Origin of the sequence: Hymenobacter mellowenesis, from assembly GCF_030581005.1 — a bacterium.
Taxonomy (GTDB): Bacteria; Bacteroidota; Bacteroidia; order Cytophagales; family Hymenobacteraceae; genus Hymenobacter; species Hymenobacter mellowenesis.
The window spans coordinates 221,009-234,445 of the sequence record NZ_JAUQSX010000005.1; the positions used below are offsets into that span (position 1 = coordinate 221,009).

Sequence of the window (13,437 nt, forward strand, 5' to 3'; positions counted from 1 at the left end):
AAGTCAGTATTATAATTTTTAAATTAGTTTATCGAAAAGGACTTATAAATGATTGTATCAGTGCTAATCAGAAACGCTGAAACCGGGCTTATGAGCAATAAAAAGGCCCGCCGGGTAGGGCGGGCCAAGAGCACAAAGGTGCCAATTCAAACCTTGTGTTCATCTGCTACTTGCCGAACGTATGTTTCAAGTAAAATAAGGTCTTGAAAAATGGGGCAGACAGCCGATATGAAAAGCGGAAGTACTGGTTCATGTTCAATGGACATATCAAGCCAGTAGCCTTCTTCATCAAATTCTAAGTAGTCTAGCAAGCTTGATGCTTGTTTTTTAACAATCAGAATTGTTGTGTCAACTAACGATACCCGGTAATCGGACAAACTATATCTGTCGAAAAGAGCCTTATAAGAAGCAAGTTCCGGGTCATCGAATTTTGCTATCAGTTGATAAGGCCTTTCTGAGTCGTCAGTGAATAAAACGGCAAAAGGGAAAGAAGGAAACATTTGCTGGCTTTTAAAATTCAACTCACTCCCCCAGCTTCCCCAGAATCTCCAGCGCCGCCGTGGCGATGACCGTGCCGGGGCCGTACACGCCGGCCACGCCGGCATCGTAGAGGAACTGGTAGTCCTGGGCCGGAATCACGCCGCCGGCTATCACCAGAATATCCTCGCGGCCGAGCTGCCGTAGCTCCGTGAGCAGCTGGGGGAGCAGGGTTTTGTGGCCGGCGGCGAGGCTGCTCACGCCCACCACGTGTACGTCGTTGTCGGCAGCCTGACGGGCCACTTCGGCGGGCGTCTGGAAGAGCGGGGCGAGGTCGACGTCGAAGCCTACGTCGGCGAAGCTGGTGGCGATGATTTTGGCGCCGCGGTCGTGGCCGTCCTGGCCCATTTTGGCCACAAGCATGCGGGGGCGGCGGCCTTCGCGGGCAGCGAAGGCATCGGCCGCCGCACGGGCTTCTTCAAAAGCTTCGTTGTGCGACATTTCCTGGGAATAAACGCCCGCCACGGTGCGCGTGGTGGCCTGGTGCCGGCCAAACTGGGCTTCAAGGGCATCGGAAATCTCGCCGAGGGTGGCGCGGGCGCGGGCCGCGGTGACAGCGAGGGCCAGCAGGTTGTGAGCTTCCTTTTCCGTATCAGCCGCCACTTCCGTGAGACGGGCACCCGCTGCCTCGGTGAGGGCGGCCAGGGCCACTTTCACAGCCACGGGGTCGCGGTCGGCGCGAACTTGCTTGAGACGGGCAATCTGGCTTTCGCGCACCGCATCGTTGTCGATGTCGAGCACTTCGACCTCCGTTTTCTCGGAGGTCTGGTACTTGTTCACACCCACGATGATTTCCTTGCCCGAGTCGATGCGGGCCTGCTTGCGGGCGGCGGCTTCTTCGATGCGCAGCTTGGGCAGGCCAGTTTCGATGGCCTGGGCCATGCCGCCCAGCGCCTCCACTTCCTGAATGAGGGCCCAGGCTTTGTCGGCCAGCTCGTGGGTGAGGGTTTCGACGTAGTAGCTGCCGCCCCAGGGGTCCACTACTTTGGTAATGTCGGTCTCGTGCTGCAGGTAGAGTTGGGTGTTGCGCGCGATGCGGGCCGAGAAGTCGGTGGGCAGGGCAATGGCCTCGTCCAGCGCGTTGGTGTGCAGGCTCTGGGTGCCGCCCAGGGCCGCCGCGAGGGCCTCAATGGCGGTACGGGCCACGTTGTTGTACGGGTCCTGCTCGGTGAGGGAGTAGCCCGAAGTCTGGCAGTGGGTGCGCAGGGCCAAGCTTTTGGGGTTGGTAGGGTTGAACTGCTGAATGAGCTTAGCCCAGAGCAGGCGGCCGGCACGCAGCTTGGCAATTTCCATGAAGTGGTTCATGCCAATGGCCCAGAAAAAGCTCAGGCGCGGGGCAAACTCGTCAATCTTCATGCCCGCTGCCAGGCCGGCGCGCACGTATTCCAGGCCGTCGGCCAGGGTGTAGGCCAGCTCCAGGTCGGCGGTGGCGCCGGCTTCCTGCATGTGGTAGCCCGAGATGGAAATCGAGTTGAACTTGGGCATCTTGGCCGCCGTGTAGCTAAAAATATCGGCGATGATACGCATGCTCGGCGCGGGTGGGTAGATGTAAGTGTTGCGCACCATGAACTCCTTCAGAATGTCGTTCTGAATGGTGCCCGACAGCTTTTCGGGGCTCACGCCCTGCTCTTCGGCCGCCACGATGTAGAAGGCCAGCACCGGGAGCACCGCCCCGTTCATGGTCATGCTCACCGACATTTGGTCGAGCGGAATCTGGTCAAAGAGGATTTTCATGTCCTCTACCGAGTCGATGGCCACGCCGGCCTTGCCCACGTCGCCCTGCACCCGCGGGTGGTCGGAATCGTAGCCCCGGTGCGTCGCTAAATCGAAGGCCACGCTCAACCCCTTCTGCCCGCCGGCCAGGTTGCGGCGGTAAAACGCGTTCGATTCCTCGGCCGTCGAGAAGCCGGCGTACTGCCGGATGGTCCACGGGTTCTGCACGTACATGCTGGCGTAGGGGCCGCGCAGGTAGGGCGCCTGCCCCGCGCCAAAGCCCAGGTGGTCGAGGTGGGCCACGTCGGCCGCCGTGTACACGGGCTTGATGGCAATGCCCTCGGGCGTGGCAGTAGCGGCTGTTTCGGGCGCGGCAGTAGCAGCGGGGGCCGGGGCCGCGTTGTAGAGAATCGAAGAGAAGTCGGGCTTCATAGGGTGGGATTGTAACGGGGGGAAACGTCATGCTGAGCGCAGTCGAAGCATCTCTACCGCGCAACTAATCAAAGGGAATAGTATTGCAGTAGAAATGCTTCGGCTGCGCTCAGCATGACGTTCTGGGATTTATTATGCGACGGCTACCGTCCCTGCAGCCGGGCCAGCACCTGCTCCGTGGTGTAGCCCTGCACCTTCATTTCCTTGAAGCCAAACACGCGCACGGCTTCGTGCAAAGTAGCCATGTCGGACGAGAGCAGAGCCGGCGGAATGAAGTGCTGCTTCTCGTTCGGAATCTGATAGATGAAGCGGGCAAACTTCTGAAACTGCTCGGGCGTGGCGTACATCAGCGTGGCCTCCTCGGGCGAGGAATATAGCAACGACAGCGTGCCCGGCGGGTGGCTGGCCGCTATTTCGGGCCGCTCGTGCGGCAGCAGCGTCTGGATAAAATTTTCCAGAATAATCTGATTGGTGTTCGAGCCCAGCAGCACCACGGCGGCGCGCTTGCTCTTCTTCTCGCGGCGCTCGAAATGCAGAGCCGTGGCCAGGCGCAGCACCTCGGTGGGGTAGGCCGCCCGCGTCACATCGAAGGCCGAGGAGCGCAGCAGCTTTTTGGGGTGGAAGCTAAATTGCTCTTGCGCTTGCTGGAAGCGGTTGGTGCCCACCACCACCTGCTGGCCGCTGGCAATGCGTCGGAAGGTTTCGGTGGTCACGGCCTTGATTTCCTCCAGCATCAGCCCGCGCGCCGCCGGCAGTCCGCCGGCCGCCTCCAGGCGCTGAAACTGCAGCCAGGCTTCCTGGGCCAGCTGGTCGGTGAGGGTTTCGAGGTAGTAAGAGCCGGCGGCGGGGTCCTGCACCCGGCCCAGGCTGGCTTCTTCGCGCAGCAGCACCGAGAGGTTGCGCGCCAGCCGGCCCGAGAAGTCGTTGGCCTCGGCAAACAGCGCGTCGAATGGCGCCACGCTCAGCGAGTCGGCGCCGCCCAGCACGGCGCTCATGGCCTCGGTGGTGTGGCGCAGCAGGTTGGTGTGCGGGTCGAGGGTCGTGAGCGTCCACGAAGAAGTAGCCGCATGAATGCGCAGATTGGCATTGAGCGCCGCCGGCAGGCCGAAGCCGTGTAGCAGCGTGGCCCACAGCTGGCGCAGGGCCCGCAGCTTGGCCAGCTCGGGGAAGTAGCTTGGGGCCACAGCCAGGTGCACGTGCAGCGTAGCCGCCACTTGCGCGGCGCTGATTTCCTCGTTTGGCAGCTCGGCCAGCAGGGCGGCGGCGGTATTCAGCGTGAAGGCCAACTGTTGCGCGATGGTCGCGCCGCGGTTGCCAAAAAAGGCGCCGTTCACGGCCAGCGCCCGGAAATCGGGCATGCCCGTGGTGAGGCTCACGCAGCGGCGTAGGGCCGTGCGGTAATCGGCCAACTCGGCGCCTTCGGGCACGGGGCCGGGCGCAAAGCGCAGGAAGCCGCGCAGCGCCGTGCCGGGCACCGTTTCGACCAGCTGGCTGAGCAGGGCGTCGGGGCCGCCCGTCACGGTGTAGCCAATGAAGGTGCGGGCCAACGGCAGCCGCTCGGCCAGATAGTGCACGGCGAATGCTGCAGCATCGGCCAGAATAAAGTGGATGCCATCGGCGCCGTTGGCCAGCGCCGCGGCGGCCTGGTCGATTTGCTCGCGGCCTTCGCCGGCCGGCACTTGCAGCGTGGGCACGTTCAGCCAAGGGGCCACGGGGTGGGGCAGGGGCGCGGGGGCGCCGCCTAGGGCCGCCAAGGCCTCGCGGTGGTAAAAGGGCTCCACGCTGAAGCCATCGGGCAGGGGCCAGCGCAGGGTGGCCGGGTCCTGGCCTTTGAGGTCGCGGGCCAGGCGGGCCTGCCACTCGGCGGTGGTCACGGCCGGAAATTCAGCAAAAGAAACGGGGGGCGCGACCGGGGTATCGGACATAAAGGCTTTTCGTAGCAAGTAGGATGCCGCTGCACCACTTCGGGCAACTGGCATCACCCAAAATAGGCCGAAAGATACCGCCTTGCCCTGAGAAAAGCCGACGTCAAGGTTGTTGCTGCCGTAGCTTTGTCGGCTGCTGCCATGCCGGGCGATACAATCTCGTGTTCCATTGCGCTGGTCTTGACGATGAACAAGTCCCTGTTGTTTGCTGGTTGCGGTTTGTTTGGCGGGCTGCTGGCTGCGCCGGTGCAGGCCCAGACTAATTTCGCGCCCGGCTACGTGCTGCCGGCCACCGGCGACACCCTGCGCGGCGAAGTGGATTTGCGGGAGGGCCGGCTCAGTGCGCGGCGCTGTCGGTTCCGGCCCACCGCCTCGGCCGACGTCATCACCTACGAGCCGCAGCAAGTGCGCGGCTACGGTTTCAGCGCTCCGCAACGGCACTACCGCACCATGGCAGTGGCGGTGGATGAAACCGCCGCGCAACAGCCGGTTTTTCTGGAAGTATTGGTGGACGGCCCCGCAAGCCTGTATTTCCTGCGCGACGGCGAGAAGCGCGATGAATATTTTGTGGGCCTGGCCAACCAGCCCTTGGCCCTGCTCCGGCACGGCATGGTGCAAGTATCGCGCAACGGCGAAACGAGCACGGCCATGGACACGGGCTACCGCAACACGCTCCGCGCAGCCCTTGCCGACTGCCCGGCGGTAGAAAAAAAGCTGTCCACCCTGCTGTTTCAGGAAAGTGCCCTGCTGAATGTGGTCACTACCTACAACGCCGACTGCCGCGGCTACCGCGCTGCCCGGGCCCGTCAGTCTACCGCCGCCGCGGTACACCTCACCGTGGGCCTGCTGCTGGGGGCCGCCCGGCATACCGTGGCGTATGAAGGTTTTCCTTTCGGCGGCGGGGCCGTCACCAAAAACACCTCCACGGGCCTGGCCATCGGGCCCGTTTTCCAGTTCAGCTCGGCCCGCGTGAGCCAGCGCGTTTCCCTGGTAGCCTCGCTGCTTTACGAGCCGGAAAAATACGAAATCAGCCCGGGCCCGGGCAGCCAGATGAGTCCCAATGCCCGGATTCACTTCGATTTCGCCTATCTGCGCCTGCCGCTGATGGTGCGCTACACCTACCCACGCGGGAAAGTAGTGCCCTTGGCCGAAGCCGGCCTGACGGTGGCCTACGCCCTGAAAACCGACGTTTCTTCGGGTATCATCGCCAACGGGCAGTACACGGCCTACCCGGGGCCCATTACCGATATCGTGAAAGGAGCCTGTACATCGGTCCAGATAGGCTACGGGGCGGGCGTCGGCGTCGGCACCCATGCCATGGGCGGCCGCGCCGTGGCCCTGCTGCTGCGTGCCGAACGCACCAACGGCTTCACCGATGCGGCCGATGTTAGAACGTCCACGGTTCATCTTTATGGGCTTTTCACCATTGACCTCACCAAATAAGCGGCTGGCCGCGTTCAAAGCATTGCCGTTGTCGTTATTTATGTCACTTGTTTTTTCACTGATGCGTCGTTCAGGTTTCCGATTGTCGGCCTCCCTTTTTCTGGCCCTCGCCACCGGCTGCCAGCGCGCGGCCTACGCCCCCACGGCCCATTTCGCGCCCGTCACCAGCCAGCCCGTGGGCAAAACCCAGGCCGAGGACCCGGCCGTAGCGGCCCTCATCGCGCCCTACCACGACAAGGTGGTGGCCCAAATGACGGAAGTGCTAGGCACCGCCCCGGCCGGCCTCGTCAAGGCGCCCGGCGAAAACCCGCTGTCCAACTTCGTGGCCGACCTGCAGCGCGTGCGCGCCAGCAAGGAGCTGAAGGAGCCCGTGGCGTTGGGCGTGATGACCAACGGCGGCCTGCGCGCCGGCTTCGCGCCCGGGCCCGTCACGCTGGGCTCGGTGTTTGAGCTGATGCCGTTTGAGAACGAGCTGGTGGTGCTCGACGCGCCCGGCCCGGTGGTGCAGCAGCTGTTCGACTACGCCGCGCACATCAAAATGGCCGTGTCCGGCGCCACCTACACCGTCACCTTCGACGGCATGCCCAAGGACATTCGCATCGGCGGCCAGCCCTTCGACGTGAACGACGCCCGCACCTATCCCATCGCCATTTCCGATTACCTAGCTACCGGCGGCGACAACATGGTGTTCTTCAAATCAATCGTGCCCCGCCACACCAACGTGCTGCTCCGCACCGCCATCGCCGATTACATCCGCGACCTCACCAAAGCCGGCCAGCCCGTGGCGGCCCGCATCGAAGGCCGGGTGAAAGCTAATTAATCAATGAGGAATGAAGAATGAGGAATGAAGAATTGGCAGTTGAGACAGTTCTGACAATCCTCCCCAAATTCTTCATTCCTCATTCTTCATTCCTCATTAAAAATATGAAGCGCCGCGAATTTCTCCGCAATTCCCTCCTCGGCACCGCCGGCCTCACCGTGCTGAGCGGCTTGGCCAATTCGGCCGAAGCCGCCGCTACCGCCAAGGCTCCGCTCAAGCTCACCATCCTGCACACCAACGACATGCACTCGCGCATCGAGCCCTTCCCCGACAACGGCGGGCAGTGGGCCGGGCTGGGCGGCATGGCGCGGCGCGCGGCCCTCATCAAGGACATTCGCAGCAAGGAGGCCAACGTGCTGCTGCTCGACTCGGGCGACATCTTCCAGGGCACGCCTTACTTCAACTTCTTCGGCGGCGAGCTGGAATACAAGCTCATGAGCCAGATGGGCTATGACGCCAGCACCCTCGGCAACCACGACTTCGACAACGGCCTTGAAGGCCTGCAGCGCCAGCTGCCCAACGCCACCTTCCCCTTCCTCATCGCTAACTACGACTTCTCGAAAACGCCGCTGGCCGGCCGCTTCGCGCCTTATAAAGTGTTTGAGAAGCAGGGCATCCGCATCGGCGTGTTCGGGCTGGGCATCGAGCTGGCCGGGCTGGTGGCCGATAAGAATTTCGGCCAGACCGTGTACCTTGACCCCGTGACTACGGCCAAGGAAATGGCCGCCCGACTGCGCGGCCCCGAGCGTTGCGACTTGGTTATCTGCCTCTCGCATCTCGGCTACAAGTACGAAAACGCCAAGCTCGACGACCGCAAGCTCGCGGCCCAGGTTTCCGGTATCGACCTCATACTGGGCGGCCACACCCATACGTTCATGGATGCGCCCGAGCCCATCGCCAGCCCCGACGGCCACGCCACGCTCATCAACCAGGTGGGCTGGTCGGGTATCAATCTGGGAAGGTTGGATTATGAGTTTTCAGTAAAAAATAAACGGGCCGGCCTGGCAAGCGCTTCCGTAGTGCCGGTTCGGGCAGCCTGCTAAAAGCACGACATAAACAAGGGCTTTTCGGCTTTTTTAAGTGCGAAGTTTTCCACAATTTTGTCCCCCTCTAAAAAATAACGCTCCTTTAGCGGAGCTGTTTTGGTCATTGATTTTGCTGCCGGCTCGTGCCGGATTATTGTCTCAATACGCTCATGCTCAAGGATTTTCGCACGGTTTGGGCTGGCTGCTTGCGCAGCATCTCGGCGGAAATCGGGGAGCAGAGCTTTAAGACGTGGTTTCAGCCCATTGTGCCGGTCGAGCTCAAGGGTAACGTGCTGACCATTCAGGTGCCCAGCGCCTATTTCTACGATTGGCTGGAGGAGCATTACGTGGACGAGCTGCGCCGCGCCCTCTTCCAGCAGCTGGGCTCCGAAGGCCGCTTGGAGTACAGCGTGGTGGTGGACCAGGGCAACTCGCAGTCGCAGCCCAAAACGCTGCACCTGCCCCCGCCCCGCAAAGCCGCCGCCCCCGACCCGCGCGATGCGCCCCAGCCGCAGGCCCCCGCGCCCGCCCCGGCCCCCAACCCGCTGGCCGGCAGCGCACGGGCCGCCTCGGCCCGCTACGTGAACTCCAGCGCCGTGCGGCCCGTGCAGCGCAGTCACTTCGGCACCAACGCCCTGGCCGGCGCCGAAACGCTGGCCCCGCCGCGCAATCCCTTCGACACGGCCCGCCCGATGGACGGCAACATCGTGCCCTCGCAGCTCAACGGCTCCTACACCTTCGACAATTACATCGAGGGCGACTGCAACCGCCTGGCCCGCTCGGCCGGCCTCGCGGTGGCCAACAAGCCCGGCACCACCAGCTTCAACCCGCTGATGGTGTACGGCGGCGTGGGCCTGGGCAAAACGCATCTGGTGCAGGCCATCGGCAACCACATCAAGGCTACTTCGCCGGAGCGGTTCGTGCTCTACGTATCGGCCGAGAAGTTTACTAACCAGTTCATCGACAGCGTGCAGCGCGCGCAGGTGCAGGATTTCGCGAACTTCTATTTGCAGGTGGATGCCCTGATTCTGGACGACGTGCAGTTTCTGGCCAACAAGGGCAAGACGCAGGAGATGTTCTTCCACATCTTCAACCACTTGCACCAGTCGGGCAAGCAGATTGTGATGACCTCGGACCGGCCGCCCAAGGACCTGCTGGGCCTGGAAGACCGCCTGCTGAACCGCTTCAAGTGGGGCCTGACGGCCGACGTGCAAAGCCCGGATTTCGAGACGCGCGTGGCCATCATCCGCAACAAGATGGAGCAGGACGGCATCGACATTCCGCCGGACCACGTGGTGGACTACCTCGCCAACTCGGTGCACACCAACGTGCGCGAGCTGGAAGGCGTCATCGCCTCGCTGGTGGCCCAGAGCAGCCTGAGCCGCCGCGACATCGACTTGGAGATGGTGAAGCAGGCCCTGCGCCACATCATCGAGGAAGTGGAAGCCGAGGTCAACCTTGACTTCATTCAGAAGACTGTGGCCGCTTATTTCAACATTTCGGTTGATTTGCTGAAGGACAAGACGCGCAAGAAGGAAGTGGTGACGGCCCGGCAGGTGGCCATGTACTTTGCCAAGCACCATACCTCGCACACGCTGAAAACCATTGGTTTCCACTTCGGCGGCCGCGACCATACCACCGTCATGCACTCGGTGCAAACCGTGTCGGATTTGGTGGATTCGGACAAGAAATTCCGCGACCAAGTAGACGAGTTGCGGAAGAAGTTCGCCAAGAAATAGGGGCACCTATTTCCGGGGCGGCCGCGTTACATTTGGGAAAACCTTCGCCTTATGGAAACCCTTGCCCCGGAAATTTCCGACTACGAGCTCGAACGCGGAAAGCCCATGCCCAGCTTCAATCACAGCGCTATTCAGGCTAACCTGATTTTCGAGTTGAAAACCCGCTACCGGGAGCAATTCCGATTCTTGTCAGAAGTCAACGTTGCTATCGCGGGACGGGTGATGGTGCCTGATATCGGTATCTTCCCCCAAATGGCCCTTGATATGGCCAATGACAGCATCGTTGTGCAGCAAATGCCGCTGACGACTATCGAAATTCTCTCGCCCTCACAGGCATTGAGCGAATTAATTGGCAAAGCCAATGCGTATTTCCAGGCCGGGGTGAAATCCTGCTGGATTGTGCTGCCCGAAGTGAGCGGCATTTTTGTGTATGCGGCTCCGGGCAAGTACACGTTTTTCCACGATGGCGAAATACTTATCGACCCGGCTACGAGCATTGAATTGCCGCTCGCGCCACTGTTTGAGTAGAAGTTAGGCGGCTGCCGTCGGGCTTACTTCCTGCAGGGGCACGTTGTGCTTGGCAGCAAAGTCGCGCACCTGCTCGCGGAAGCTCATTTTGCGGCGCTTGCCTTTCACTTCGCGCAGGTTGAGGGCGTAGATTTCACCGTCTTTCTGGCGCACGCGCAGCACGGCGGGCTTGAGCTCAAGGGCGGCAATGTTTTCGGCGGCGAAGACCTGCTTGGGACGGAACAGGCCGTTCTTGTGCACGATGTAGCCGGGCGTAAATTCCAGGTAGCTTTGGGTGCCGAAGATGGGCGCGTTGTTGACCAGCACGTAGCCCAAGTATATCACGGTGAAGACCAGAAACACCCAGTGCAGGAAGTGAAAGTCCTGCGCGCCGGTGTTGCTCAGGATGCCGAACAGCACGTAGGCCAGCCAGAACAAGCCAATGGCGATTTGGCCCCAGAAGGAGATGCGGGAGTTGTTGGCGGGGCGAAGGCGGATGCGGGTGGTACCAGTGGGCATAGCGACAAATTTAGTTGCTAGTTGTTAGTTGTCGGTTGTCAGGGACCGAAAAGAACGTTCCGGGTCGAAACCAGGAACGTCATGCTGAGCGCAGCCGAAGCATTTCGCGTGCATTAGTAAATCCTTTCGGTTGAATTACTTCGGCACGCGAGATGCTTCGACTACGCTCAGCATGACGTTCTTTCTGGGCTCGATGAGTCAGCCGGACGCGCTAGCCGACAAACTTGGCTTCAAGCGTCATTTTGGGCACGGCGCTGAGCACTTTCGAGACGGGGCAGTTTTCCTTGGCGTCTTCGGCGTGCTTCTGGAAGTCGTCGGCGTTGATGTTGCCACCGGTGACGTGGCCCTCGGTGCTCACGTGGATGTGCTCGATGACGGGGTGGCCGTTGTTGGGGTTCATCGACACGGTGCTGGTGGTTTTGATGCTCTCCACCGTGTGGCCGTGCTTGGTGAGCACGCTGGTCAGGTACATGGTGTAGCAGCCGGCATGGGCCGCGCCGATGAGCTCTTCGGGGTTGGTACCCTGCTTGCCTTCGAAGCGGCTGCCAACGGAGTAGGGGGCGTTCAGCGCGCCGCTTTCGGTGGTGAGGATGCCGCTGCCTTTGATGTCGCCGGTCCAGGCGGCGGTGCCTTTGTGGTCTGCCATGATGTGGTGAGGTGTGAAATGGTGAAATGGTGATTTTTGGAGCCGTGGCCACCGGGGCAGCCAGGCTTGGAAGCATAACGGCAGCAAGCTACTCAGGTTGCCCTGGCGGCCCAGGCCCCGCTCGGCCAACGTACCTTCGCAGCCCTTCCAACGGCCTTTTACTTCGGATTTATGGGATTGAAAGCCACGCTGAGCCAGCCCCTGGCCCGCTACATTGCCCGCCGCTACCAGCGCTGGCAGCACCGCCCCGAAACCACGCAGCGCGAGCTGCTGACGCGCCTCACAGCCACGGCGGCCGGCACCGCGTTTGGCCGCGCGCACGAGCTGGGCAGCGTCCGCACGCCCGCCGATTTGGCGCGGCAGGTGCCCGTGCGCGACTACGAGGCCCTCAAGCCCTGGTTCGACCGCACGCAGGCCGGCGAGGCCGACGTGCTGTGGCCCGGCCGCCCGCTGTACCTGGCCAAAACCAGCGGCACCACCAGCGGCGCCAAGTACATTCCCATCACGAAGGACAGCATCCCGAACCACATTGAAGGGGCCCGGGACGCGCTTTTATATTACATCTACCGCACCGGCCGCAGCCGGTTTCTCGATGGCAAGCTGATATTCCTGTCGGGCTCGCCGGCGCTGGAGCTGCACCACGGCATCCGCACGGGCCGGCTCTCGGGCATTGCCAACCACCACGTGCCAGCGTACCTGCGCCGCAACCAGCTGCCCAGCTACGCCACCAACGTTATCGAAGACTGGGAAACCAAGTTGGAGCGCATCGTGGACGAGACGCTGGGCCAGAAAATGACGCTCATTTCGGGCATTCCGCCCTGGGTGCAGATGTATTTCGACCGCCTCACGGCCCGCACCGGCCGGCCCGTCAAAGACATTTTTCCGGACTTCAACCTGTTTGTGTACGGCGGCGTCAACTTCGAGCCCTACCGCGCCAAGCTCTTCGAAAGTATCGGCCGGCCGGTGGACAGCATCGAGCTATTCCCCGCCTCCGAAGGCTTCCTGGCCTTCCAGGACGAGCCCGGCAACCCGGGGCTGCTGATGCTGCTCAACAGCGGCATCTTCTACGAATTCATCCCCGCCGAGCGGTTTTTCGAGCCCGACGCGCCCCGCCTCACCATCGCCGACGTAGAGCTGGACCGCAACTACGCTGTGGTGCTCACCTCCAACGCCGGCCTGTGGGGCTACAGCCTCGGCGACACGGTGCGCTTCGTGAGTTTGCGCCCGCACCGCGTGGTGGTCACGGGCCGCATCAAGCACTTCCTCTCGGCCTTCGGCGAGCATGTGATAGGGGAGGAGGTGGAGCAGGCCCTGCGCGAAACGATGGCACGGTTTCCGGAAGTCGAAGTCGTCGAATTCACCGTGGCCCCGCTGGTGAGCGACGACCCCACCACGCCCTCGCGCCACGAGTGGCTGGTGGAATTTGGGCGCGCCCCGCAGGATGCGGCGGGTTTCGCGGCGGCTTTGGATGCTGCGCTGCGCCGCCGCAACACCTACTACGACGACCTGCGCCGGGGCAACATCCTCGTGCCGCTACAACTCACGCCGCTGCCAGCCGGGGCCTTTCAGCGCTACATGAAAAGCCTGGGCCGGCTGGGCGGGCAGAACAAGGTGCCGCGGCTGGGGAACGACCGGAAGGTGGCGGAGGGACTGTTAAAATGACGTGTGCTCATGCGCCTCGCCTTCGACCTCGACAACACCCTCATCCGTTGCGGCCACGCCTTCCCGCTCGAAACGCCCCAACGGCGCCTGCTGGCCAAACTGCTAAGCAACGAGCAGCTACGCGAAGGAACCAAGGAGCTGACTGATGCCTGCCGCCAGCGCGGCTGGGAGGTGTGGGTCTACACCACGTCCTACCGCAGCGTCTGGCGCATCCGCCGTCTGTTCTGGCTACACGGCATCCGGCTCGATGGCGTGGTGAACCAGCCGCGGCACGACCGGGAAGTTCGCGCCCGCTGTACCAAGCACCCGCCCAGCTTCGGCATCGACCTACTTATTGACGATTCTGAAGGCGTCCGCATCGAAGGCGAGCGGCACGGCTTTCGGGTGCTGGTAGTGGCGCCGGAGGATGAGCGGTGGACGGAAAAGGTGCGGGCGGCGCTGGATTCGTTTTAACTTGGCCTAATGCTCT

12 protein-coding genes are annotated in these 13,437 nt (G+C 62.2%); 7 read left to right on the forward strand and 5 right to left on the reverse strand.

Translation table 11 applies throughout. The features are described from left to right. Positions 1-146: 146 nt before the first annotated feature. The 3 genes from Q5H92_RS11610 to Q5H92_RS11620 all read right to left on the reverse strand — a co-directional run bounded on the left by Q5H92_RS11610 (position 147) and on the right by Q5H92_RS11620 (position 4,607). Positions 147-500: a hypothetical protein gene (locus Q5H92_RS11610; RefSeq protein WP_305011693.1), complete on the reverse strand. Its 354-nt coding sequence runs from the start codon at positions 498-500 to the stop codon at positions 147-149. A gap of 22 nt (positions 501-522) precedes the next feature. After that, positions 523-2,682, reverse strand: a complete 2,160-nt coding sequence (scpA, locus tag Q5H92_RS11615; protein WP_305011694.1) for a methylmalonyl-CoA mutase — start codon at positions 2,680-2,682, stop codon at positions 523-525. A gap of 143 nt (positions 2,683-2,825) precedes the next feature. Next, a complete protein-coding gene (locus tag Q5H92_RS11620; protein WP_305011695.1) occupies positions 2,826-4,607 on the reverse strand; it encodes a methylmalonyl-CoA mutase family protein in 1,782 nt (593 codons plus the stop codon). A 186-nt stretch (positions 4,608-4,793) separates the two neighbouring features. Here Q5H92_RS11620 and Q5H92_RS11625 point away from each other — a divergent pair, with 186 nt between their 5' ends. The 5 genes from Q5H92_RS11625 (at position 4,794) to Q5H92_RS11645 (ending at position 10,162) form a co-directional block, all read left to right on the forward strand. Continuing rightward, positions 4,794-6,050 (forward strand): outer membrane beta-barrel protein, encoded by a 1,257-nt coding sequence (locus Q5H92_RS11625; protein ID WP_305011696.1) that lies wholly within the window; start codon positions 4,794-4,796, stop codon positions 6,048-6,050. 61 nt (positions 6,051-6,111) lie between these two features. Continuing rightward, the gene (locus tag Q5H92_RS11630; RefSeq protein ID WP_305011697.1) at positions 6,112-6,870 is read left to right on the forward strand and encodes a 5'-nucleotidase C-terminal domain-containing protein; all 759 of its coding nucleotides are present in this window, start codon (positions 6,112-6,114) and stop codon (positions 6,868-6,870) included. A 104-nt stretch (positions 6,871-6,974) separates the two neighbouring features. Then, complete coding sequence (locus Q5H92_RS11635; protein WP_305011698.1) at positions 6,975-7,913, forward strand: bifunctional metallophosphatase/5'-nucleotidase; 939 nt, start codon at positions 6,975-6,977, stop codon at positions 7,911-7,913. 152 nt (positions 7,914-8,065) lie between these two features. Then, on the forward strand, positions 8,066-9,634 hold the full coding sequence (gene dnaA / locus Q5H92_RS11640; RefSeq protein ID WP_305011699.1) for a chromosomal replication initiator protein DnaA: 1,569 nt from the start codon (positions 8,066-8,068) through the stop codon (positions 9,632-9,634). 51 nt (positions 9,635-9,685) lie between these two features. Beyond that, positions 9,686-10,162, forward strand: a complete 477-nt coding sequence (locus tag Q5H92_RS11645) for a Uma2 family endonuclease (RefSeq protein WP_305011700.1) — start codon at positions 9,686-9,688, stop codon at positions 10,160-10,162. Between the two features lie 3 nt (positions 10,163-10,165). On the opposite strand, the gene Q5H92_RS11650 is transcribed toward Q5H92_RS11645, so the two are convergent. Both Q5H92_RS11650 and Q5H92_RS11655 read right to left on the reverse strand, forming a co-directional pair. Continuing rightward, positions 10,166-10,660: a hypothetical protein gene (locus Q5H92_RS11650; RefSeq protein ID WP_305011701.1), complete on the reverse strand. Its 495-nt coding sequence runs from the start codon at positions 10,658-10,660 to the stop codon at positions 10,166-10,168. A 211-nt stretch (positions 10,661-10,871) separates the two neighbouring features. Continuing rightward, a complete protein-coding gene (locus Q5H92_RS11655; protein ID WP_305011702.1) occupies positions 10,872-11,306 on the reverse strand; it encodes an OsmC family peroxiredoxin in 435 nt (144 codons plus the stop codon). Positions 11,307-11,477: 171 nt separating this feature from the next. Here Q5H92_RS11655 and Q5H92_RS11660 point away from each other — a divergent pair, with 171 nt between their 5' ends. Both Q5H92_RS11660 and Q5H92_RS11665 read left to right on the forward strand, forming a co-directional pair. Then, positions 11,478-12,968 carry a GH3 family acyl-acid amido synthetase gene (locus Q5H92_RS11660; RefSeq protein ID WP_305011703.1) on the forward strand — a complete coding sequence of 497 codons (1,491 nt, stop codon included), beginning with the start codon at positions 11,478-11,480 and terminating at the stop codon, positions 12,966-12,968. Between the two features lie 9 nt (positions 12,969-12,977). Next, the gene (locus Q5H92_RS11665; RefSeq protein WP_305011704.1) at positions 12,978-13,421 is read left to right on the forward strand and encodes a hypothetical protein; all 444 of its coding nucleotides are present in this window, start codon (positions 12,978-12,980) and stop codon (positions 13,419-13,421) included. The last annotated feature ends 16 nt before the right edge of the window (positions 13,422-13,437 follow it).

Excerpts from the sequence above, each read along its gene's own strand:
- Q5H92_RS11610 (WP_305011693.1), bottom strand. The coding sequence starts at position 500 with ATGTTTCCTTCTTTCCCTTTTGCCGTTTTATTCACTGACGACTCAGAA.
- scpA (WP_305011694.1), bottom strand. The coding sequence starts at position 2,682 with ATGAAGCCCGACTTCTCTTCGATTCTCTACAACGCGGCCCCGGCCCCC.
- Q5H92_RS11620 (WP_305011695.1), bottom strand. The coding sequence starts at position 4,607 with ATGTCCGATACCCCGGTCGCGCCCCCCGTTTCTTTTGCTGAATTTCCG.
- Q5H92_RS11625 (WP_305011696.1), top strand. The coding sequence starts at position 4,794 with ATGAACAAGTCCCTGTTGTTTGCTGGTTGCGGTTTGTTTGGCGGGCTG.
- Q5H92_RS11630 (WP_305011697.1), top strand. The coding sequence starts at position 6,112 with ATGCGTCGTTCAGGTTTCCGATTGTCGGCCTCCCTTTTTCTGGCCCTC.
- Q5H92_RS11635 (WP_305011698.1), top strand. The coding sequence starts at position 6,975 with ATGAAGCGCCGCGAATTTCTCCGCAATTCCCTCCTCGGCACCGCCGGC.
- dnaA (WP_305011699.1), top strand. The coding sequence starts at position 8,066 with ATGCTCAAGGATTTTCGCACGGTTTGGGCTGGCTGCTTGCGCAGCATC.
- Q5H92_RS11645 (WP_305011700.1), top strand. The coding sequence starts at position 9,686 with ATGGAAACCCTTGCCCCGGAAATTTCCGACTACGAGCTCGAACGCGGA.
- Q5H92_RS11650 (WP_305011701.1), bottom strand. The coding sequence starts at position 10,660 with ATGCCCACTGGTACCACCCGCATCCGCCTTCGCCCCGCCAACAACTCC.
- Q5H92_RS11655 (WP_305011702.1), bottom strand. The coding sequence starts at position 11,306 with ATGGCAGACCACAAAGGCACCGCCGCCTGGACCGGCGACATCAAAGGC.
- Q5H92_RS11660 (WP_305011703.1), top strand. The coding sequence starts at position 11,478 with ATGGGATTGAAAGCCACGCTGAGCCAGCCCCTGGCCCGCTACATTGCC.
- Q5H92_RS11665 (WP_305011704.1), top strand. The coding sequence starts at position 12,978 with ATGCGCCTCGCCTTCGACCTCGACAACACCCTCATCCGTTGCGGCCAC.